Annotated in this window: 21 protein-coding genes and 1 pseudogene; 5 read left to right on the top strand and 17 right to left on the bottom strand. The window is 72.1% G+C overall.

Features of this window, described 5'->3' with window-relative positions; all coding sequences use genetic code 11:
* Positions 1 to 83 precede the first annotated feature (83 nt).
* On the bottom strand, positions 84 to 776 hold the full coding sequence (locus ACFY3I_RS20400) for a transglycosylase family protein (RefSeq protein ID WP_390861833.1): 693 nt from the start codon (positions 774 to 776) through the stop codon (positions 84 to 86).
* A gap of 542 nt (positions 777 to 1,318) precedes the next feature.
* On the opposite strand from ACFY3I_RS20400, the gene ACFY3I_RS20395 reads away from it, so the two are divergent.
* Positions 1,319 to 2,101, top strand: coding sequence for a hypothetical protein (locus tag ACFY3I_RS20395; protein ID WP_390861831.1), 783 nt, complete (start codon positions 1,319 to 1,321; stop codon positions 2,099 to 2,101).
* Between the two features lie 132 nt (positions 2,102 to 2,233).
* On the top strand, positions 2,234 to 2,641 hold the full coding sequence (locus tag ACFY3I_RS20390; RefSeq protein ID WP_390861830.1) for a hypothetical protein: 408 nt from the start codon (positions 2,234 to 2,236) through the stop codon (positions 2,639 to 2,641).
* A 57-nt stretch (positions 2,642 to 2,698) separates the two neighbouring features.
* Here ACFY3I_RS20390 and der read toward each other — a convergent pair whose 3' ends face one another.
* The 6 genes from der to ACFY3I_RS20360 form a co-directional block, all read right to left on the bottom strand.
* Complete coding sequence (der, locus tag ACFY3I_RS20385) at positions 2,699 to 4,177, bottom strand: ribosome biogenesis GTPase Der (protein ID WP_365288130.1); 1,479 nt, start codon at positions 4,175 to 4,177, stop codon at positions 2,699 to 2,701.
* A 62-nt stretch (positions 4,178 to 4,239) separates the two neighbouring features.
* A complete protein-coding gene (locus ACFY3I_RS20380) occupies positions 4,240 to 4,947 on the bottom strand; it encodes a lysophospholipid acyltransferase family protein (protein WP_390861828.1) in 708 nt (235 codons plus the stop codon).
* Entirely contained in the window at positions 4,905 to 5,591 is a 687-nt protein-coding gene (gene cmk / locus ACFY3I_RS20375; RefSeq protein WP_365288134.1) for a (d)CMP kinase, read from the bottom strand. The genes ACFY3I_RS20380 and cmk overlap by 43 nt, the downstream gene beginning before the upstream one ends.
* 96 nt (positions 5,592 to 5,687) lie before the next feature.
* On the bottom strand, positions 5,688 to 6,773 hold the full coding sequence (locus tag ACFY3I_RS20370) for a prephenate dehydrogenase (RefSeq protein ID WP_390861826.1): 1,086 nt from the start codon (positions 6,771 to 6,773) through the stop codon (positions 5,688 to 5,690).
* Positions 6,770 to 7,132, bottom strand: a complete 363-nt coding sequence (gene aroH, locus ACFY3I_RS20365) for a chorismate mutase (RefSeq protein ID WP_390861825.1) — start codon at positions 7,130 to 7,132, stop codon at positions 6,770 to 6,772. The genes ACFY3I_RS20370 and aroH overlap by 4 nt, the downstream gene beginning before the upstream one ends.
* 226 nt (positions 7,133 to 7,358) lie before the next feature.
* The gene (locus ACFY3I_RS20360) at positions 7,359 to 7,754 is read right to left on the bottom strand and encodes a YidB family protein (protein ID WP_390861824.1); all 396 of its coding nucleotides are present in this window, start codon (positions 7,752 to 7,754) and stop codon (positions 7,359 to 7,361) included.
* Between ACFY3I_RS20360 and ACFY3I_RS20355 the strand changes: the two are divergent.
* The 3 genes and pseudogenes from ACFY3I_RS20355 to ACFY3I_RS20345 all read left to right on the top strand — a co-directional run.
* Positions 7,729 to 7,971 (top strand): annotated as a pseudogene (locus ACFY3I_RS20355) (hypothetical protein); the annotation flags it as partial. The gene ACFY3I_RS20360 and the pseudogene ACFY3I_RS20355 overlap by 26 nt on opposite strands.
* A 97-nt stretch (positions 7,972 to 8,068) precedes the next feature.
* Positions 8,069 to 8,530 (top strand): Rieske (2Fe-2S) protein, encoded by a 462-nt coding sequence (locus ACFY3I_RS20350; RefSeq protein ID WP_390861823.1) that lies wholly within the window; start codon positions 8,069 to 8,071, stop codon positions 8,528 to 8,530.
* A gap of 22 nt (positions 8,531 to 8,552) precedes the next feature.
* The gene (locus tag ACFY3I_RS20345; RefSeq protein ID WP_390861821.1) at positions 8,553 to 9,296 is read left to right on the top strand and encodes a DNA polymerase beta superfamily protein; all 744 of its coding nucleotides are present in this window, start codon (positions 8,553 to 8,555) and stop codon (positions 9,294 to 9,296) included.
* Here the strand turns inward: ACFY3I_RS20345 and ACFY3I_RS20340 are convergent.
* The 10 genes from ACFY3I_RS20340 to ACFY3I_RS20295 form a co-directional block, all read right to left on the bottom strand.
* Positions 9,222 to 9,974, bottom strand: coding sequence for a DNA polymerase beta superfamily protein (locus ACFY3I_RS20340; RefSeq protein WP_365288146.1), 753 nt, complete (start codon positions 9,972 to 9,974; stop codon positions 9,222 to 9,224). The genes ACFY3I_RS20345 and ACFY3I_RS20340 overlap by 75 nt on opposite strands.
* Positions 9,975 to 9,978: 4 nt before the next feature.
* Positions 9,979 to 11,001: an ADP-ribosylglycohydrolase family protein gene (locus tag ACFY3I_RS20335; RefSeq protein WP_390861819.1), complete on the bottom strand. Its 1,023-nt coding sequence runs from the start codon at positions 10,999 to 11,001 to the stop codon at positions 9,979 to 9,981.
* The gene (locus ACFY3I_RS20330) at positions 10,998 to 11,750 is read right to left on the bottom strand and encodes an NUDIX domain-containing protein (RefSeq protein ID WP_365288150.1); all 753 of its coding nucleotides are present in this window, start codon (positions 11,748 to 11,750) and stop codon (positions 10,998 to 11,000) included. Before ACFY3I_RS20330 ends, ACFY3I_RS20335 begins: the two co-directional genes overlap by 4 nt.
* A 136-nt stretch (positions 11,751 to 11,886) precedes the next feature.
* Positions 11,887 to 13,011, bottom strand: a complete 1,125-nt coding sequence (locus ACFY3I_RS20325) for a pseudouridine synthase (protein ID WP_390861817.1) — start codon at positions 13,009 to 13,011, stop codon at positions 11,887 to 11,889.
* 11 nt (positions 13,012 to 13,022) lie between these two features.
* On the bottom strand, positions 13,023 to 13,673 hold the full coding sequence (gene scpB / locus ACFY3I_RS20320) for an SMC-Scp complex subunit ScpB (RefSeq protein ID WP_390861816.1): 651 nt from the start codon (positions 13,671 to 13,673) through the stop codon (positions 13,023 to 13,025).
* The gene (locus ACFY3I_RS20315) at positions 13,670 to 14,806 is read right to left on the bottom strand and encodes a segregation and condensation protein A (RefSeq protein WP_390861814.1); all 1,137 of its coding nucleotides are present in this window, start codon (positions 14,804 to 14,806) and stop codon (positions 13,670 to 13,672) included. Before ACFY3I_RS20315 ends, scpB begins: the two co-directional genes overlap by 4 nt.
* Positions 14,807 to 14,824: 18 nt before the next feature.
* On the bottom strand, positions 14,825 to 15,448 hold the full coding sequence (locus ACFY3I_RS20310) for a hypothetical protein (protein WP_390861812.1): 624 nt from the start codon (positions 15,446 to 15,448) through the stop codon (positions 14,825 to 14,827).
* Entirely contained in the window at positions 15,433 to 16,560 is a 1,128-nt protein-coding gene (locus ACFY3I_RS20305) for a ParA family protein (protein WP_365288160.1), read from the bottom strand. The genes ACFY3I_RS20310 and ACFY3I_RS20305 overlap by 16 nt, the downstream gene beginning before the upstream one ends.
* Positions 16,561 to 16,971: 411 nt before the next feature.
* Entirely contained in the window at positions 16,972 to 18,096 is a 1,125-nt protein-coding gene (ald, locus tag ACFY3I_RS20300) for an alanine dehydrogenase (RefSeq protein ID WP_365288162.1), read from the bottom strand.
* 135 nt (positions 18,097 to 18,231) lie between these two features.
* The gene (locus ACFY3I_RS20295) at positions 18,232 to 20,289 is read right to left on the bottom strand and encodes a tetratricopeptide repeat protein (RefSeq protein ID WP_390861810.1); all 2,058 of its coding nucleotides are present in this window, start codon (positions 20,287 to 20,289) and stop codon (positions 18,232 to 18,234) included.
* Positions 20,290 to 20,334: the final 45 nt, after the last annotated feature.

Genomic DNA, 20,334 nt, shown 5'->3' with positions numbered 1-20,334 from the left:
CCCGTGAATCCCCCTCACGACGTGCCGCGCCCCGCCCGGAGGGAACCGGGCGGGGCGTGGTGGTACAGGGGCAGGGGCGCGCGTCAGAGCGCGAGGCGCTGCCCGGGCACGATGAGGTTCGGGTCGCCGCCGATGACGGTCCTGTTGGCGGCGTACAGACGCTGCCAGGTGGTGCCGTGGCGCTCGGCGATCTCACTGAGGGTGTCGCCCTCACGGACGGTGTAGTCACCCCGGGCGGAGGAACGGCCGGTGTGGCTCACCGGGCGCTGCTCCTTCTTCCGCGCGGGCGCCGACCCGTTGGACGACCCGGTGGTCGATCGGCCGGTGGACCCGGTCGCCGACCCGGTGCTGCTCCTGGTGGTCGCGGAGGCGTCCTCGGGCGCCGAACCGGCAGCGCCGGCCCGCCCCGAGCAGACCGGCCAGGCGCCCCAGCCCTGAGCCTGCTGAACCTTGGTGGCGACGGCTATCTGCGCTTCCCTGGAGGCCTGGTCGGCCGTCGACGCGTAGGCGGAGCCGCCGTACGCGCGCCAGGTGGAGGCGGAGAACTGGAGTCCGCCGTAGTAGCCGTTGCCGGTGTTGATGTGCCAGTTGCCGCCGCTCTCGCACTGGGCGATGCGGTCCCACACTCCGTTGTCCGCCGCCTCGGCGTTGCCGGTGGCGGCCAGCAGGCCCAGCGGGGCGAGCAGCGCCGCTCCGGCCAGGGCAGCCGTCGTACGGCCCTTGCGGGAGCCGCTCCTGGCTGCGGTCTCACGGGTGGTATCGGCACACTCGGACATGTATTTCCCTCTCCACATACCCGGGTTCCCCCAGGCGGGACGCGGCCCCCCACGCGATGGACGCGGTTCGTCGCGCTCGCCCCGTCCGCCGCGGCCGGTACTGCGATGGCGCTCTGCCTGTGCCGGCCGGCGGACGTACCCGAGCGGTGCTCGTTGCACACGGCGGAGGAATCTAGGGACCGGGAACGCCCGAAATCAACCAACTCCCTGTCCGGGCAGGCCAGTTCGGCGTTACCGTAGGTAGCGGTGACTTTCAGCCACCCACTACATAACTTGATTTCACGATTTTTCGACCATCAGACTGATAGATCTGTGATTCACTTCACCATGTCAAACTCCTTTGGCATGCGAAGAGTTGACGGGGAGTGCCGCATTCCGCACGGCGGGTGACCCTGCGCTACGGATGGTTGGATCCCGATCCCCCCGGGGCGTGACCACCACCACAGATCACCCGTTGTCTTCTTCATGAGCCCGCAACCCCCCGGGGCTCATGGGCCGGGATCCACCCGGGCCTTCACGTACCGCATCCCGAGGGAGCCACCGTGCCGCGCATGCTCGACGTCAGCGACGAGGTACGCGCCGAGATCGGCGACGAAGAAGCCGACCGGCTGCTCGCCGGAGACAACGCCCCAGGCAGTTACGACTGCACCTCCTGCCGCACCCCGGGCGACTCCGAACAGGAGCGCACCAGCACCGTCCTGTTCATCGGGGACGAGACCGCCGTCCTCGCCTTCGCCCACGCCGGCTGCCTGCCCTCGCAGGTCGTCCAGGTCACCGAGGAGCAGTTGCAGGGCGCGGTCCGCTCCATCAACGGGGACAGCGCGCCCGGTGGCGGAGCGCGGAACGTGCCCGAGCAGGCGGTGCTCGGCGTGACCAGCGGACTCGTGCTGATCGCCGGCGAACTGCACCCCGCGCTCGTCGTCGAGCCGACCTCGCCGATCGTGCGGCCCGGCACCGACGGGGTGGGCGACGACTTCCTGCCGCTCCTCATCGAACAGGGCTTCATGCCGGTGACCCAGCTGGCCGCGGTGCCGCCGGTGCTGCACGGCTGGTCGGTGCTGCTGGCGGTGGGCCAGCTGCACGCGGTGCTCCAGCCGGGGAACAACGGCGGGCAGCCGGTGGCCTGGTGGCAGGCGCACCAGCCGCTGCAGGTGACCGACGGCTGGCGTGCCGCCGCCAACAAGCACCAGCAGGTCCTGATGTTCGCGGCACCGGTGGGATCGATCGGGCGCCAGCCGCGCGAGGACCTGCTGCGCGACGCGCTCGACAAGGCCGCGGCGAACGGCAAGCTGGTGGCGGCGGCGCTGCCCCTCGCGGGCGTGTGAGGCCGCCCGCCCGAGCGGTGGCGGATGCCGGGCAGCGCCCACATGGCGGAGCGCACGGGGAATGCGGCGGCGCACCCCCAACGGGGCGCTGCCCGACCGCATCCCTTTGGTGACCGGGTCGTTTGGACATACGTGCACGCATACGACTTTTCGCCCCGCCGGCCTTCGTTCTCCACCGTTCCGTCCGCCCGGGCGGGACAGGAGAGCCTGGGCGCGCTCTCGGCCACGCCCATCTACGACGCGATCTACGCGGAGTGGGTCAAGGCCTTCCGTACGCTGCCGGGTGACCGCAGCGGCGAGGAAGAGCTGGGCTTCGTCGCCTTCGGGACCGCCCCGTTCAGCACCGGCACCCACGGTCTGGGGATGTACGGAGGAAGCTCGTACGGCGCGTACAGCGCGGGCGCCTACAGCGCCCGCAACGGCGGTGACCAGCCGCAGCAGCCGCAGTGGCAGCGGATCGGGACGATCGGGCGGTCCCAGGACACCGGGATGCTCCCCGTGCCGGCGGCCCTTCCGCCGGGACCGCGCCGGGGTCAGTGACGGAGATATGCCCGAGGGGCGGCCACCGATGTCGGTGGCCGCCCCTCGGGCGTGTGGTCACTTCTTCTTGCCGCGCTTCTCGCGCACCCGTACGGACATGTGGATCGGGGTGCCCTCGAAGCCGAACTCCTCGCGCAGCCGGCGTTCGATGAAGCGCCGGTAGCCCGCCTCAATGAAGCCGGAGGCGAAGAGGACGAACCGCGGCGGCTTGGTGCCGGCCTGGGTACCGAAGAGAATGCGGGGCTGCTTGCCGCCCCGGACCGGGTGCGGGTGGGCCGCGACCAGCTCGCCGAGGAAGGCGTTCAGGCGGCCGGTGGGGACACGGGTCTCCCAGCCGGCGAGGGCGGTCTCGATGGCGGGGACCAGCTTCTCCATGTGACGGCCGGTCTGCGCGGAGACGTTGACCCGGGGTGCCCAGGCGACCTGGCCGAGCTCGGTCTCGATCTCGCGTTCCAGGTAGTAGCGGCGCTCCTCGTCGAGCGTGTCCCACTTGTTGAAGGCGACGACGATCGCACGGCCCGCCTCGACCGCCATGGTGACGATCCGCTGGTCCTGGACCGAGATGTTCTCGGAGGCGTCGATCAGGATGACCGCCACCTCGGCCTTCTCGACGGCGGCCGCGGTGCGCAGCGAGGCGTAGTAGTCGGCCCCCTGCTGGAGGTGGACCTTCTTGCGGATACCGGCGGTGTCCACGAACTTCCAGGTGACCCCGCCGAGCTCGATCAGCTCGTCGACCGGGTCGCGGGTGGTGCCGGCGAGTTCGTTGACGACGACCCGCTCCTCGCCCGCCACCTTGTTGAGGAGGGAGGACTTGCCGACGTTCGGGCGGCCGATGAGCGCGATCCGGCGCGGACCGCCGACCGCCGTGCCGAAGGTCTGCTCGGGCGCCTCGGGCAGCGCCTCCAGGACGGCGTCGAGCATGTCGCCGGTGCCGCGGCCGTGCAGGGCGGAGACGGGGTGCGGCTCGCCGAGACCGAGGGACCAGAGGTAGGACGCGTCGGCCTCGCCGCTGGGGCCGTCGACCTTGTTGGCGGCCAGCACCACGGGCTTGCCGGCCTTGCGTAGCAGCCGTACGACCGCCTCGTCGGTGTCGGTGGCGCCGACCTTGGCGTCCACCACGAAGACGACCGCGTCGGCCGCCTCGATCGCGTACTCGGCCTGGGCGGCCACGGAGGCGTCGATGCCGAGGACGTCCTGCTCCCAGCCGCCGGTGTCGACGACCTTGAAGCGGCGGCCGGCCCACTCGGCCTCGTAGGTCACCCGGTCGCGGGTGACGCCGGGCTTGTCCTCGACGACCGCCTCGCGGCGGCCGATGATGCGGTTCACGAGTGTCGACTTGCCGACGTTCGGGCGGCCTACGACGGCGAGCACGGGCAGCGGGCCGTGACCCGCCGCCTCGATGGCACCCTCGACGTCCTCGATGTCGAAGCCCTCTTCGGCGGCGAGCTCCATGAACTCCGCGTACTCGGCGTCGCCGAGCGCCCCGTGGTCGTACTCGTGCTCAGCCGAGTCGCCGGGCTGGCTGTGGTCGTTCATGAAGTCCGTACCTCGTCGTTCATCGTGGTGATCGGTGGACAGGCCCGAACCGGGCCGATCCACTACTTAAGTGTCGCCTGGCGTCCGGTCTGGCGCCTGGCGTTTTCCAGGTGGCTGGTGAGCTGCTTCTGGATGTGCTCGGTGGCCTGGTCCAGGGCGCTGCGGGTGCGCCGCCCGCTGCCGTCGCCCGCCTCGAAGGGGTCGCCGAAGACGACGTCGATACGGGCGCGCAGCGGCGGCAGCCCCTTGACCAGGCGGCCGCTCCGCTCTGAGCTGCCCAGCACGGCCACGGGCACGATCGGCGCCCCCGAGCGGACCGCGAAGTAGGCGAGACCGGCGCGCAGCGAGGCGAAGTCGCCCTCGCCCCGGCTGCCCTCGGGGAATATGCCGAGCACTCCCCCGGCCGCCAGCACGCCGAGCGCGCGGGTGATCGCCGTGCGGTCGGTGGACTGCCGGTCCACCTTCAGCTGGCCGATCCGGTTCAGGAACGGGTCCAGCGGCCCGACGAACGCCTCCTTCTTGATCAGGAAGTGCGTGGGCCGGGGCGACACGCCCATGACCATCGGGCCGTCGATGTTGTGGGAGTGGTTCACCGCGAGGATCGCCGGGCCGTGCGCCGGCATCCGCCAGGCACCCAGCACGCGCGGCTTCCACAGCCCGTTCATGAGGCCGACACCGATGCGCCGCCCCACCTCGGCACCCCGCTGCGAGGGGATCGACGGGCCGCTCACTGCCCCGCCCGCTTCTCCTCGACGAGGGTGACGACACACTCGATGACCTGGGCCAGCGTCAGCTCGGTGGTGTCCACCTCGACCGCGTCGTCCGCCTTGGCGAGCGGCGAGGTCTTGCGCGAGGAGTCCGCCGCGTCCCGCTTGACCAGGGCCTCGCGGGTGGCGTTGACGTCGGCGCCCTTGAGCTCGCCGCTGCGCCGGGCCGCGCGGGCCTCCGCGGACGCGGTGAGGAAGACCTTCAGGTCGGCGTCGGGCAGCACGGTCGTACCGATGTCGCGGCCCTCGACGACGATGCCGGTCTCGGTGCCGGTGGCCAGCGACCGCTGCAGCTCGCTGATCCGGATGCGCACCTCGGGGACGGCGCTGACCGCGCTGACCTTGGAGGTGACCTCCTCGGTGCGGATCGGGCCGGCGACGTCCACACCGTCGACGGTGATCGTCGGGTGGGCCGGGTCGGTTCCGGAGACGATCTCCGGCTTACCGGCGACCGCGGCGATGGCGGTCGGGTCGGTGAGGTCGATGCCGTTGTTCACCATCCACCAGGTGATCGCCCGGTACTGGGCACCGGTGTCCAGGTAGCTCAGGCCCAGCTGCGCGGCCACGGCCTTGGACGTGCTCGACTTGCCGGTGCCCGAGGGGCCGTCGATCGCGACAATCACGGGCTTTACGGCGCCGTTTTCCACGGGGGGACACCTTCCGGGTGCAGGGTGGTGGGTGGTGTGCGGGGCGCCGTCGCGCCCCGCACAAGGTTACCGGCCCCCGCGACCACCTGATTCAGCCTATTGCCGCAGCGCCCAGCCGCGGTCCCGCAGCGCCGCCGTGAGCACCGGCACCGCCTTGGGCTCCACCCAGATCTGGACGTGACCGGCCTGCTGCCCGGTCGCGTGCTCGATGCGCACGTCCTCGATGTTGACCCCGGCCGCGCCGGCGTCCGCGAAGATCTTGGCCAGCTGGCCGGGCTGGTCGTCGATGAGGACCGCCACGACCTCGTAGGCGCGCGGCGCGGACCCGTGCTTGCCGGGCACCCGGACCTGGCCCGCGTTGCCGCGCCGCAGCAGGTCCTCGATGCCGGCCCCGCCCTCGTGCCGCTTGGCGTCGTCCGAGGACTGCAGGGCCCGCAGCGCGCGGACGGTCTCGTCGAGGTCGGCGGAGACGTCGGCGAGCAGGTCGGCGACCGGACCGGGGTTCGCGGAGAGGATGTCGATCCACATCCCGGGATCGGACGCGGCGATCCGGGTCACGTCCCGGATGCCCTGCCCGCACAGCCGTACGGCCGCCTCCTCGGCGTGCTCCAGACGGGCCGCGACCATGCTGGAGACCAGGTGGGGCATGTGGGAGACCAGGGCGACCGCGCGGTCGTGGGCGTCGGCGTCCATGACGACCGGCACGGCACGGCAGTGCGAGACCAGCTCCAGGGCGAGGTTCAGCACCTCGGTGTCGGTGTCCCGGGTGGGCGTGAGCACCCAGGGGCGGCCCTCGAAGAGGTCGGCGGTGGCCGCGAGCGGCCCGGACTTCTCCCGGCCGGACATGGGGTGGGTCCCGATGTACGACGCCAGGTCCAGGCCCCGCGCCTCCAGCTCGCGGCGCGGGCCGCCCTTGACACTGGCCACGTCGATGTAGCCGCGGGCCAGGCCCCGGTCCATCGCGTCGGCGAGGACGGCGGCCACATGGGCGGGCGGGGCGGCGACGATCGCCAGGTCGACGGGGGCCGCCGGGATCTCGTCGGTGCCGGCGCCCAGCGCGGCCGCCGTTCGGGCCTGCTCGGGGTGGTGGTCGGCGAGGTGGACGACGACACCCCGCTGGGACAGGGCGAGGGCGGCGGAGGTACCGATGAGACCGGTGCCGATGACGAGCGCGGTCCTCACTGGGCGATGTCCTTGCGCAGGGCGGCCGCGGCGCCGAGGTAGACGTGGTTGATCTCGGTGCGGGGCCGGTCCGACTCGATGTGCGCGAGGATCCGGACGACCCGGGGCATGGCGCCCTCGATGTCCAGTTCCTGGGCGCAGATCAGGGGCACGTCGACGATGCCGATCTTGCGCGCGGCGGCCGCCGGGAAGTCGCTGTGCAGGTCGGGGGTGGCCGTGAACCAGATGCTGATCAGGTCGTCGGCGGTCAGCCCGTTCCGCTCCAGGACCGCGGTGAGCAGCGCTCCGACCTGCTCGTCCATGTGATCGGCCGTGTCCCGCTCCAGCTGGACGGCCCCCCGGACCGCTCGTACCGCCACGTCGCTGCTCCTGTTCCGGTGTCCGCGTCCTGCGTCCGCGCCTTGGTCCGTCCAGCCTAAGGGCTGTCCCGTAGTCCCCGGTGGATCGGGCCACGGCGTCGGACGCGGTGCACCGCGGGACGGAAGTTCGCCCTCGTACCGGGCTGCGTCCGCCGGGGATCGCGGGACGGCGCCCGGTCAGGCCGGTGCCGGGCCGTTGCGCGGTGCCCGCCCGCCGGGACGCGGCTCACCGGGTCTGCCGGCGGACGAGTTCCTCGATCGAGGCCTTCGGCACCTCGCCCCCGGGGGTGAGCCGGTCGACGACGTCGGGCAGTTCCCTGGCGATCCGGTCCGCGGCCAGCTGCGGACTGACGCCGGCCACCTCGGCGACCTCCCGGAGGGTGTCGTCGGGCAGGGCGTGCCGGATCTCGTCCCCGGTGACGGACTGGTTGGTGCCGGTCCCGACCCAGGAGTCCTTCTGCGCGGTGAGGCCGGATCTGGCCAGGCCGTCGAGGAGGCCGTCCAGCGAGCCGCCGCCCTGGCCGTGGCTCAGGGAGCCGATCAGCGCGCCCAGGAGCCCGGCGTCCTTGCCGTCGCCGCCCAGGAGGCTGCCGAGCATGCTTTCCAGATCGTTGCCTGCCATGGCCGTGACCGTGCCTTTCGGGTCTCCGGGATCACGGGGCGACGCCTGCGGACGCGGGCCGCCCCCTGGCCAATGTCGTCCGAATCACCGTGTCCCGCTACTCGGAGGAAGGGCGGTTCCACGGCAGCGCCGTCCGGACGCGTTGGGCTATCAGGCGTACGGAAAGCGCGTTTTGCCACACTCCGTCACGCCTTGCTTCTTCCTGGGTGGTTTCGGTGCCAAGATGCTGGTGCTCCGCTCGGAGCGACTTCCTGGCGTCCGCCTCCCGGCCCTTCCGGCCCTTCCGGCTCTTCCGCACGTTCGGAGTGACGAACATGACCGAAGGATCCACCCGCCGCACCATCCTCACGACGGGCGCGTCGGCGCTCGCCGTGTGCTGCGTGGGATGCGGCAGCGACAACGGCAGCAGCTCCTCCGGCTCCTCCGAGTCGGCCGCCGCCTCCGGGCCCGCGTCGGCGTCCGCCTCCGGGTCGGCGAGCGCGCCCGCCGGGAAGGCGCTGGCCCAGACCAGCCAGATCCCGGAGGGCGGCGGGGTGATCTTCGCGGAGCAGAAGATCGTGGTGACCCAGCCGACGAAGGGCCAGTACAAGGCCTTCTCGGCGATCTGCACCCACGAGGGCTGCACGGTGGCCCAGGTGGCGGACGGCACCATCGACTGTCCCTGCCACGGCAGCAAGTTCCACATCGCCGACGGCTCGGTCGCGCACGGTCCGGCCACCCGGCCGCTGCCCGCCGAGTCCATCACGGTGAACGGAAATTCGATCACCATGGGATGACCGGCCGCGTACGCTCCCGGTCATGCAGCCCGAGGACCTGGTACGCGACCACACGATCTACAGCTGTGTCATGGGGTCGCGGGCCTTCGGACTGGCCACGGAGGGCAGCGACACCGACCGCCGGGGCGTGTTCCTCGCCCCCACGCCCCTGTTCTGGCGGTTCGAGAAGCCGCCGACGCACGTGGAGGGTCCGGGCGAGGAGCGGTTCTCCTGGGAGCTGGAACGCTTCTGCGAACTCGCGCTGCGGGCCAACCCGAACATCCTGGAGTGCCTGCACTCGCCCCTGGTCGAGCACGTCGACGACACCGGCCACGAGTTGCTGGCGCTGCGTGGCGCCTTCCTGTCCCGGCTGGCGTACGGCACCTTCACCCGCTACGCCCTCGGCCAGCGCAGAAAGCTCGACGCCGACGTGCGTACCCACGGCGCCCCGCGCTGGAAGCACGCGATGCACCTGCTGCGGCTGCTGACGAGCGCCCGCGACCTGCTGCGCACCGGCGAACTGACGATCGACGTCGGCGACCGGCGGGCGGAGTTCCTGGCGGTGAAGCGGGGCGAGGTCTCCTGGGCCGAGGTCGAGTCCCGGATGGCCCGGCTGGGCGAGGAGACCGACCGGGCCCTGGCCGGCAGTCCGCTGCCCGCCGAGCCGGACCACGCACGCGTGGCGGACTTCCTGTTCCGCACCCGGCGCGCCTCAGCCCTCCAGCCGTACCCGGACCAGCAGGTCGTGCAGGGCGTCGTACCCGGCAGGGGTCTCGGGCAGCGCTGAGATCCGCTGCGCGTCGTCGAGGAGGCCGTGCAGCCGTTCGACGTCGGCCGCCACGCGCGCGTGCTCGACATCGGCGCTGCCGTGCTCCCGCTCGGCCTTGGCGGCGATCAGCTCGGGCAGGTAGGCGGGGCTCTCCGCGACCTCCGCGACGAGGCTGGGCAGATGGGCCTGCACCTCGCCGCCGCGCATCAGGTGGATGCCGGTGAGCAGGACCCGGAACGTGTAGAGCAGCGGTTTGAGCTCGCCGGTCTTCTCGAAGAGCCGCCACTGGGTGACCGCGAAACCGCGGTAGTGGTGGGCGTGGTGACTGGTGAGCACGCCCGGGGCCAGGGCGATCAGCTCGCGGTGCGTGTCACCGGTGTGCACGACGAGCGGCGACAGGAGCTGCTCCAGCACGTAGCCGTTGCGGCGCAGCAGCAGGCGGACGAACTTGCGCAGGTCGTGGGTGACCAGGTCCATCTCGACGCCCTGGTCGACCCACATCCGCGACCGGGTCTCCTCCGGCTCCCGCAGTCCGACCAGGTCGGCGGCGGGCAGCAGATGGACACCCCGCAGGTCCACGTCGGAGTCCCGGGACGGGAAGCCGTACAGGTGGGCGCCGGAGACGGTCGCGAACAGCAGGGGGTGGGGCTGCTCCTCGACCACGCGTGTCAGGTCGATGTCCAGGTCGTCGAACATGGGGCTAAGAGTCCCAGAGCGCTCCGAGGGTCAGCAGGTCGCCCCCGTACTCGATCCGGTCGGCCCACTCCGCCGGCCAGGCGTCGGCGCCCAGCCAGGCACCAGCGAAGGCGCCGGTGAGGCAGGCGATCGAGTCCGAGTCGCCGGAGGAGCAGGCGGCGCGGCGCAGCGCCGTCACCGGCTCGTCGGGGAAGAGCAGGAAGCACAGCAGCCCGGTCGCCAGGGCCTCCTCGGCGATCCAGCCGGCGCCGGTGGCCAGGCACGGGTCGGCCTCCGGGTCGGCGGTGCGCGCGGCCTCCCGGAGGCGGTCGAGGACCGCCAGGCACTCGTCCCAGCCGCGCGCGGCGAACGTCTCGGGGCTCGCGTCGTGGCTCCTGGTCCACAGGTCGCCGAGCCAGGCCTGCCGGTAGTGGGTGCGGTTGGCGACCGCGTACGACCGCAGCTGATCGATCAGGGCGCCCGGCTCGGTCCCGGTCGCCAGCAGCCGCACGGCACGCGCGGTCAGGTCGGAGGCGGCCAGGGCGGTGGGGTGGCCGTGGGTGAGGCCGGACTGCAACTGGGCGGCGCCAGCGCGCTGTTCGTCGCTCAGCCCGGGCGCGAGCCCGATGGGCGCGACCCGCATGTTGGCCCCGCACCCCTTGGAGTCGATCTGGCTGGCGTCCTGCCAGAGCCGCCCCTCCTCCTTCAACAGGTTGCAGGCCCGCAGGCAGGTCCGGCCGGGCGCCCGGTTGTTCTCGGGCGACTGGTACCAGTTCACGAACTCCTCGCGCAGCGGCCGTTCCAGCCGCTTGGGCGCGAGGACGCCCCGGTCCATGGCGGTGCGCAGTCCGTGCCCCACCGCGAGGGTCATCTGCGTGTCGTCGGAGACGAAGGCCCGCGCGGGCAGTTCCATCTCCCGCCACGGACCGCACTTGGCGAGGATCGAGGGCACGTCGTTGAACTCGGTCGGGAAGCCGAGCGCGTCCCCGAGGGCGAGGCCGATCAGGGAGCCGCTGGCGGCACGCTTGTACGCGAGGTTCGAGGTCATGCGGGGCGTCCTTCCCGGGACGGGCGGAGCAGGGGCGGGTGGAGCGTGGCGGCGGTGCCCGCGCGGTAGAGCGCGGCGGGCTTGCCACGGCCGCCGGTCAACCGGGCGCCGCCCGGCACCGGTTCGACGAACCCGGGCGTGGCGAGCACCTTGCGGCGGAAGTTGGGGCGGTCCAGTTCGACGCCCCAGACGGTCTCGTAGACGTTCTGCAGCTCGCCGAGGGTGAACTCGGGCGGGCAGAAGGCGGTGGCCAGGCTGCTGTACTCCAGCCTGGCGCCGACGCGTTCCTGGCCGTCGGCCAGGATCCGCTCGTGGTCGAAGGCGAGCGGCCGCGCCGGGTCCCAGGGCAGCCAGCACGCCTTCGCCGCGTCGCCGCCGCCGCGCGGTTCGGGCGCGTCGGGCAGCAGCGCGGTGAAGGCGACGGAGACGACCCGCATCCTCGGGTCGCGGTCCGGCTCGCTGTAGGTGCGCAGCTGCTCCAGGTGCAGCCCCGACACGTCCGACAGTCCGGTCTCCTCGGCGAGTTCCCGCCGGGCCGCCGTCTCGGCCGACTCCCGGGGCAGCACGAAGCCGCCCGGCAGCGCCCACTGTCCGGCGTACGGCTCCTGCCCGCGCTCGACGAGCAGCACGTGCAGGGCCCCCGCGCGGAGGGTGAGGACGGCGAGGTCGACGGTGACGGCGAAGGGTTCGTAGGCGTGCTTGTCGTAGCCCCGCACTGGTCCGTCCACCTCCTCGGTGACAGTTCCCACTAATAGTCGTTACGACTATAAAGAGCGGGAGGGTCACGCGCAAGGCTCCAGCGGCCGCTGGAGCCCCGTTCACGGGAACGACGACGGCCGGTCCCGTCATGCGCGGGACCGGCCGTCAGGGAAGGCACAGGGGCGTCTAGAGGTCGACTTCCTTCATGAGCATCCCGACCTCGGTGTTGGACAGCCGGCGCAGCCAGCCCGACTTCTGGTCGCCGAGGGTGATCGGACCGAAGGACACCCGGACCAGCTTGTCGACCGGGAAGCCGGCCTCCGCCAGCATGCGCCGCACGATGTGCTTGCGGCCCTCGTGCAGGGTGACCTCGACCAGGTAGTTCTTGCCGGTCTGCTCGACGACCCGGAAGTGGTCGGCGCGCGCGTAACCGTCCTCCAGCTGGATGCCGTCCTTGAGCTGCTTGCCCAGGTCGCGCGGGATGGGACCCACGATGTGCGCGAGGTAGGTCTTCTTCACGCCGTACTTGGGGTGGGTCAGCCGGTGCGCGAGCTCACCGTGGTTGGTGAGCAGGATGACGCCCTCGGTCTCGGTGTCCAGGCGCCCCACGTGGAAGAGCCGGGTCTCCCGGTTGGTGACGTAGTCGCCGAGGCACTGCCGCCCGTCCGGGTCCTCCATGGTGGAGACCACACCGGCCGGCTTGTTCAGCGAGAAGAACTGGTACGACTGCGTGGCCACGGTCAGCCCGTCGACGCGGACCTCGTCCTTCTCCGGGTCGACCCGCTTGCCCTGCTCGAGCACGATCTCGCCGTTGACCTCGACCCGGGACTGCTCGATCAGCTCCTCGCAGGCGCGCCGGGAGCCGTAGCCCGCGCGGGCGAGGACCTTCTGCAGCCGCTCGCCCTCCTGCTCGGCGCCCGGGAAGGTCTTGGGGAGCTTCACGTCCGGCTTGCCCGCGTACCGCTCCCGGTTGCGCTCCTCGGCCCGGGCGTCGTACTCACGGGAGCTGGCCGGAGCCGTACGCCCCCGCCCCGTGCCCTGCCCCTGTCTGGGGCCGCCCTTGGCGCCACCGCGGGCCGACGCGCCCCGGCCCGACTTCGGGCCGTCCTGGGTGGCGTTCGGGCCCACGTCGTAGCGCCGCTCCTCCGGGCGCGGCTTCTTCGGCCGCCCGGCACCCTGCTTGTCGTCGCGGGCGTTGCCGGCGCCGCGGTAGTCACCGCGGCCACCGCTGCTCCCGCCGCGGCCGCCGCTGTTGCCACCACGGCTCCCGCCGTTGTTTCCGCTGCTGTTCCTGCCGCTGCTGCTTCGCATCAAATTTCCGTCTAGTCGTCTGCGTCGTCTGCGTCCGGCGCATCGGGTGCGTCCGGATCGAACGACGGCACGCCCTCCTGGGTCTCGGCCTCGATCGCCTCCGCCTCCGGGAGGAAGGGCGCGAGTTCCGGGAGCTCGTCCAGGCCGCGCAGGCCCATCCGCTCCAGGAAGTAGTTCGTCGTCCTGTACAGGATCGCACCTGTTTCGGGTTCCGCGCCCGCCTCCTCGACCAGACCGCGCTGGAGCAGGGTGCGCATCACACCGTCGCAGTTGACTCCCCGCACGGCCGACACGCGGCTGCGGCTGACCGGCTGGCGGTAGGCGACGACCGCCAGGGTCTCCAGCGCGGCCTGCGTGAGCCGGGCCGTCTGCCCCTCCAGGACCAGCCTCTCCACGGCGGGCGCGAACTCGCCCCGGGTGTAGAAGCGCCAGCCGCCCGCGACGAACCGCAGCTCGAAGCCGCGGCCCTGGGCGGTGTACTCCTCGGCCAGGGCCCGCAGCGCCTTGGTGATCGTCTGCCGCGGCCGCTCCAGGATCTTCGCCAGATGCTCGGCGGTGGCGGGCTCGTCCACGACCATGAGGACGGCCTCCAGGGCCGGCTTGAGGTCGAGTTCCGCGACCGGGCGCAGCCCGGCCGGCAGCTCTGTGGTGTCCTCGCTCACGCCTTGTCCTCCTTGGGCGGCTCCGGCGGCCGGTCGAACTCGTCGGTCACCATCGACCCGGGCTCCTCGTCCCCGCCCGTCCACCGCACGATCAGATCACCGAGCGCGGTCTCCTGGTCCAGGGCGACGGCCTTCTCGCGGTACAGCTCCAGGAGGGCCAGGAAGCGGGCGACGACGGTGAGGGTGTCGTCCGTGTCCTCGACGAGCGACTGAAAGCTGGCCTCGCCCAGCTCCCGCAGGCGGGCGACCACGATCCGGGCCTGCTCCTGCACGCTGACCAGCGGGGCGTGGATGTGGTCGACGTACACCTGCGGCTTGGGTCTGGGCTGCATCGCCTTGACCGCGAGCTTGGCGAACCCCTCCGGGCCGATGCTGATGACCACCTCGGGCAGCAGCTCGGCCAGGTGCGGTTCCAGGCCGACGGTGCGTGGCCAGCGGCGGGCCTCCTCGTCCAGGCGCCGGTTGAAGATGTCGGCGATCTGCTTGTACGCGCGGTACTGCAGCAGCCGCGCGAACAGCAGGTCCCGGGCTTCGAGGAGTGCGAGGTCCGCCTCGTCCTCGACCTCGGCGGCGGGCAGCAGCCGGGCGGCCTTGAGGTCGAGCAGGGTGGCGGCGACGACGAGGAACTCGGTCGTCTGGTCCAGGTCCCAGTCCGGCCCCATGGAGCGGATGTGCGCCATGAACTCGTCGGTGACCTTGGAGAGCGCGACCTCGGTGACGTCCATCTTGTGCTTGGAGATCAGCTGGAGGAGGAGGTCGAAGGGACCCTCGAAGTTGGCGAGCCTGACCTTGAAGACACCGTCGGGAACGGGCTCCGGCCCGACGGGCTCCGCGGCCCCGGGTTCCACGGCTGCGGGTTCCGCGGCTGCGGGCTCGGGTTCCACTGCGGCCCTCGCGGGCTCGGGCTCCGCCGTCGTGGGCTCGGGTTCCGCGGCTGCGGGCTCGGGTTCCGCCGCGACCACCGTGCCCTCGGGTTCCGGCGCGGCAGGCTCCGGCTCCGCCTCGGCCGGCCCGGGCGTCGTCTCCGGGTCCGCGGGGGTGGGGGCGGTCGGGGGCACCGTGCCCGGTCCCCGTCCCAGCGCACGCCGACGGCCGCCCGAGGGGCCGGGAACGGGAGCGTCGGTCGAGGTCATGGCCCCCGCAGGCTACCCCTACCGGCCGCGCAGCCGTCGTACGAGGATGCTCGCGTCCCCGCGGGACTCCAGGTCGGCCAGGACCACGGCGACGGCCTCGCGGACGATCCGGCCCCGGTCCACGGCCAGGCCGTGTTCGCCGCGGAGCACCAGGCGCGCGTGCTCCAGGTCCATCAGTTCCTCGGCGGAGACGTAGACGGTGATCTTCTCGTCGTGCCGCTCGCGGCCGCTGGGCCGCCGCGCGGGTGCCCGGCCGCCGCGCTTGCGGGGCTGGGCCTGCTCGGCGGCGCCAGAACCTTCCTGCGCCGCCTGCCGCCGCCCGGACCGGTCCGCCGACGGCGTGATCGTCGCCGAGGCACCGGCCGGCGCCGGGACATGGTTGCGGGACTCGCCGGTGTCGGCCGGCTCGGCGTCCGCCGCCGTGTGCTCCGCGCCCTCGCCGTCGCCGCCCTGGACGGGCACCGACTGCGGCGCGTCGGCGGCCCCCTCCGCCGCCGTGTCGTCGCTCTCCGCGGGACTCGCGGGAGCCGGCACCCGGGCCTCGCCGTTGGCCGGGCGCCTGGGGGTGGACGGCTGCAGTGCCATCCCCCCGGTCGTACGGAACAGTTCGTCGGCCCCCGGCAGACTCACTCGGCGTGACACCGGGCGAGCACCTCCCTGGCGAGCTGGCGGTAGGCGGCGGCACCGACGGAGTTGGAGGCGTACGTGGTGATCGGCTCACCGGCGACCGTGGTCTCCGGGAAGCGGACCGTGCGGCCGATGACCGTGTGGTAGACGTGGTCGTCGAAGGCCTCGACGACACGCGCGAGCACCTCACGGCTGTGCACGGTGCGGGAGTCGTACATCGTGGCGAGGATGCCGTCGAGCTCCAGCTCCGGGTTGAGCCGCTCCTGGACCTTCTCGATGGTCTCGGTCAGCAGGGCGACACCACGCAGCGCGAAGAACTCGCACTCCAGCGGCACGATCACCTTGTGGGCGGCCGTCAGCGCGTTGACCGTGAGCAGGCCGAGCGAGGGCTGACAGTCGATCACGATGTAGTCGTAGTCGGGCAGCAGCGGTTTCAGGGCGCGCTGCAGCGTCGACTCCCGGGCGACCTCGGAGACCAGCTGGACCTCGGCGGCCGACAGGTCGATGTTGGAGGGCAGCAGGTCCATGTTGGGGACCGCTGTCTTCAGGAGCACCTCGTCGGCCGCCATGCCCCGCTCCATGAGCAGGTTGTAGACGGTGAGGTCGAGCTCCATCGGGTTGACGCCCAGACCGACCGAGAGCGCGCCCTGCGGGTCGAAGTCCACGAGCAGGACCCGCCGGCCGTACTCCGCGAGCGCGGCACCCAGGTTGATGGTCGACGTGGTCTTGCCGACGCCGCCCTTCTGGTTGCACATCGCGATGATCGTCGCGGGGCCGTGACTGGTCACCGGCCCCGGGATGGGGAAGTACGGCAGCGGGCGCCCGGTGGGGCCGACGCGCTCGCGGCGCTGTCGGGCCGCGTCGGGCGCGAGTGTGGCCGCGTACTCCGGATCGGGCTCGTACTCGGCGTCGGGGTCGTAGAAGTGCCCGTCGGGCAGTTCGTCGTATTCGGCGAACTGGCCGCGAGACGCGCCACTTCCGTCGCCGGCCATGGCGTTCACGTGATGGCCATCCATGCTCTGGTGTGCTGTCCGCGTGGTCGGCGAACTCTGATGGGCTGCGAAGGTGCGCACCGCGACGGAGCCGACAGCCTCGAACCCCGCGGGACCCTGGTCCCTCACCGGCATTCCTGGTTGACCACCCCCGGGAGAAAATGTCGACTCATTCACAAGTCGTCTTACCTCCTTGGTGACCAGGAAACTTCTAGACAGGTCAGCGTGGCACCATGCCGACAGTCGGCGACTCTATGGCGTGTCGGGCGTTCGCAGCAACACAATCCGCCGGACCCGGCAGGATGTGTCGGCAATGAAACATCTCGCTGTCAAGGGCGTACGGCCGTCGCACAGCAGGTTTCACCGGTGCACGAATCGGTCGAAGGGTTACGTTCGAGGCGAGTTGACCGAGCGTCGCAAAGTGACCATACACACATCCGGCCGGACCTTGTCGACAAGGTCCGGCCGGGTGTGCGCGATTGACGCGGCTTGTTGACGTATCGCCTTTACGAAAAGGTGACTTAGTCACCTACCAGGCGGAACGTTTCAGTCCAGCAGGGTGTCGAGCTCCACGTGCTCCAGGCCGTGGGCCTCGGCGACCTCGCGGTAAACGACCTTGCCGTCATGCGTGTTGAGACCCCGGGCGAGCGCGGCGTCGCGGCGCAGCGCCTCGACCCAGCCGTTGTCCGCGAGCGACACGATGTAGGGCAGCGTGGCGTTGGTGAGCGCGTAGGTGGAGGTGTTGGGCACCGCGCCGGGCATGTTGGCGACGCAGTAGAAGACCGACTCGTGCACCCGGAAGGTCGGTTCGGCGTGCGTGGTGGGGCGGGAGTCCTCGAAGCAGCCGCCCTGGTCGATCGCGATGTCGACAAGGACACTTCCCTGCTTCATCCGGGACACCAGCTCGTTGGTGACCAGCTTCGGGGCCTTGGCGCCCGGGATGAGCACCGCGCCGATCACCAGGTCGGCCTCCAGACAGGCCTTCTCCAGCTCGAAGGCGTTGGAGACGACGGTCTGGATCTTCGTACCGAAGACCTTGTCGGCCTCCTTGAGCTTGTTGATGTCCTTGTCGAGCAGGGTGACGTGGAATCCCATGCCGATGGCGATCTGCGCGGCGTTCCAGCCGGAGACGCCGCCGCCGATGACGACGGCCTTGGCGGCCAGCACGCCGGGGACGCCGCCGGGCAGCACACCGCGGCCGCCGTTGGCGCGCATCAGGTGGTAGGCGCCGACCTGCGGGGCGAGCCGGCCCGCGACCTCGGACATCGGGGCGAGCAGCGGCAGGGCGCGGCTCGGCAGCTCGACGGTCTCGTAGGCGATGGCGGTGGTGCCGGACTCCAGGAGGGCGTCCGTGCACTCCTTGGAGGCGGCCAGGTGCAGGTAGGTGAAGAGCGTCTGGTCCTTGCGGAGGCGGTGGTACTCCTCCGCGATCGGCTCCTTGACCTTCAGCAGCAGGTCGGCGGTGGCCCACACCTCGTCGGCCGTGTCCAGGATCTGCGCTCCGGCGGCGACGTACTCGTCGTCCGGGATCGACGAGCCGACACCGGCGCCGCGCTCGATGACGACCTGGTGGCCGTGGCGCACCAGCTCGTGCACGCCGGCGGGGGTGATGGCCACCCGGAACTCGTTGTTCTTGACCTCGCGGGGGATGCCGACCTTCACGTCGATCACGGTCCTTGGCTCAGAGGGTGTGGGGGCACAACAGCACATACCCGGCATGAAGGAGCACACCAGGAGACACCGCAGGAGAACCGGCGGCAGAGCCAGTTTAATGAAGGCGTTCCGGCTGTCTAGCCTTTCATTGCATCAATCTTCGCCGGACACGCTACGGATTTCGCAGGCGTTATCTCCCTGTTCCGGGCAGGAGTCCTGGTCGAGGGGCTCCTCACCCAGCATGCGCTCGGCGGCGGAGCGGTGCAGGCTCGCGGCGGTGGAGTCGCCCAGGCGCTCCAGCGTGTCGGCGAGCCGCAGCTGCAGCGCGGCCTGCAGCCGGGCGTCCTCGGCGCGGCGCGCCCACTCCACCGCCTCCTGGCAGGTGCGCAGCGACTCGGCGGGCCGGCCGGCGTACTCCTGGACCCGGGCCAGCTCGCTCAACGCCCGTGCCTGCGCGGCCACATCACCGTTCTTGCGATGTCCGGACACGGCGGCCCGCCAGGCCCGCAGCGCCTCCCCGTAGCGGCCCGCGTAGGTGTGCGCGCCGGCGATGCGGCCGTAGAGCCGGGCGGCCTCGGCCCGCTCGTCGCGGGCGAGGCGCTGGGCGAGGGCGCGGCCGAACCAGTCGGCCGCCCGGTCGTAGTCCCCCAGCTCCTGGTACGCGCCGCCTACGGATTCCATCGCGCGACCCGTCGCGTACGGGTCGTTCGCACTGCGACCCGCGTCCAGAGCCGACCGATAGCGCGCCAAGGCGTCCGTGGTGCGTCCGGTCTGCGCGTCCAGGTCGGCCAGGTTCAGCAGCGCGGCGGCCTGCTCACGGGGCAGGTGCCGGCGCTCGGCGACGTCGAGCACGAGCCGGTGGATCCCGTACAGGTCGGGAGCGGCCGCCTGGGTGCCGAAGTGCGCCGCCATGGCCTTGACCAGCTGGGACATCAGCCGGCGGGCCAGCGTGTCCAGCTCGCCGTCGGCGACCGCCGCCCGGGCCGCAGCGAGCAGGGCCGGACGCCGGATCCGCAGCCAGTCGGCGGCGGCCCGGGGGGTCGGGAAGCGCAGCTCACGGGGGAGCGCCTGGAGTTTGTCGCGGGCCTGCGGGTTGTCCGTCTCGGTGATCGCCCGGCAGGACTGCAGCAGCCGTACCGTGCGCTCCAGCATCCGGGCGCGGGCCAGCTGGAGCTCCCCGGCGCGCTCCTGGGTCTCGGCCAGCCCCCGGAGCATCGGGTGCAGACAGCCCGGGACCTCGTACTGGGGCAGCGAGGTGGCCAGGAGGTGCAGCAGGCCGAGACGGACCAGCTCGTCCAGGGTGGTGCGGGCGGTGTCGACCGCGCAGCCGGCCAGCGCGGAGGCCGTGTGCGGGTCGACGAGGCCCGCCGGGGCCAGCGAGAGCAGTCGCAGTATCCGGGCGGTCTGGGCGGGCAGGTCGCCGTGGACGAACCGGAAGACCCGGGCGAGGGCGGTGCCGTCCTCGGGATCGGCGTGCAGGCGCTTGGCGAGTTCGGAGACGGCCACCTGGGGATGTGCCGCCAGCCAGCCGCCGGCCAGGGTGAGCGCGGCGGGCTGCCCCTGGCACACCTCGGCCAGCGCCTCGGCGGACCGCGGGTCGACGGTGACGCGTACCGAGCCGGTGTACCGGGCGAGCAGCTCCACGGCCGACTTGGTGTCCAGGCCGCCCAGGGTGCACGGCCGGACGTCCGAGATCCCGGTGAGCGGGCCGCCGGACACGGTGACGGCCAGACAGCCGGAGGCGTCCGGGAGCAGCACGTCGACATGCTCGGCGCCGGGCGCGTCGTCGAGGAGGAGCAGCATCCGGCGCCCGGCCAGGGCGGTGCGCAGGGCGTGGGTGAGGTCGTCCTCGCAGGCGCCGGCCGGGGTGGGCAGCTTCAGGGCGGTGAGGAGTTCACGGGCAGTGCGCTCGACGGGGACGGGGGTGCCGTCGGGCTCGGCGAGCCGGGCGCGCAGCACCCCGTCCGGGTAGTCGGCGGCGACCCGCCGGACGAGTTCCCCGGCGAGGGCGGTGCGGCCGGATCCGGGTCTGCCCGCGATGAGCAGCACCCGGGCGCGAGGAGCCTTGCGGCCGGCGATGGTGTCCAGGCCCGCGCGCTCGATGTCGGCGCGCAGCTCCTTCAACTCTCTTGTGCGGCCCAGGAATTCGTCCTCCGTGGCCGCTGGAGCCGACACCCGCGCACCGCCTGTGTCCACCGCCTGGTCCGTCACGGGCCACACTCCCGTCCCACCGCACACGCATGCCCGCCGGAACCC

It is taken from the genome of Streptomyces sp. NPDC001068 (genome assembly GCF_042897315.1).
GTDB lineage: Bacteria > Actinomycetota > Actinomycetes > Streptomycetales > Streptomycetaceae > Streptomyces.
This window is presented reverse-complemented; position numbering and strand designations above follow the sequence as displayed.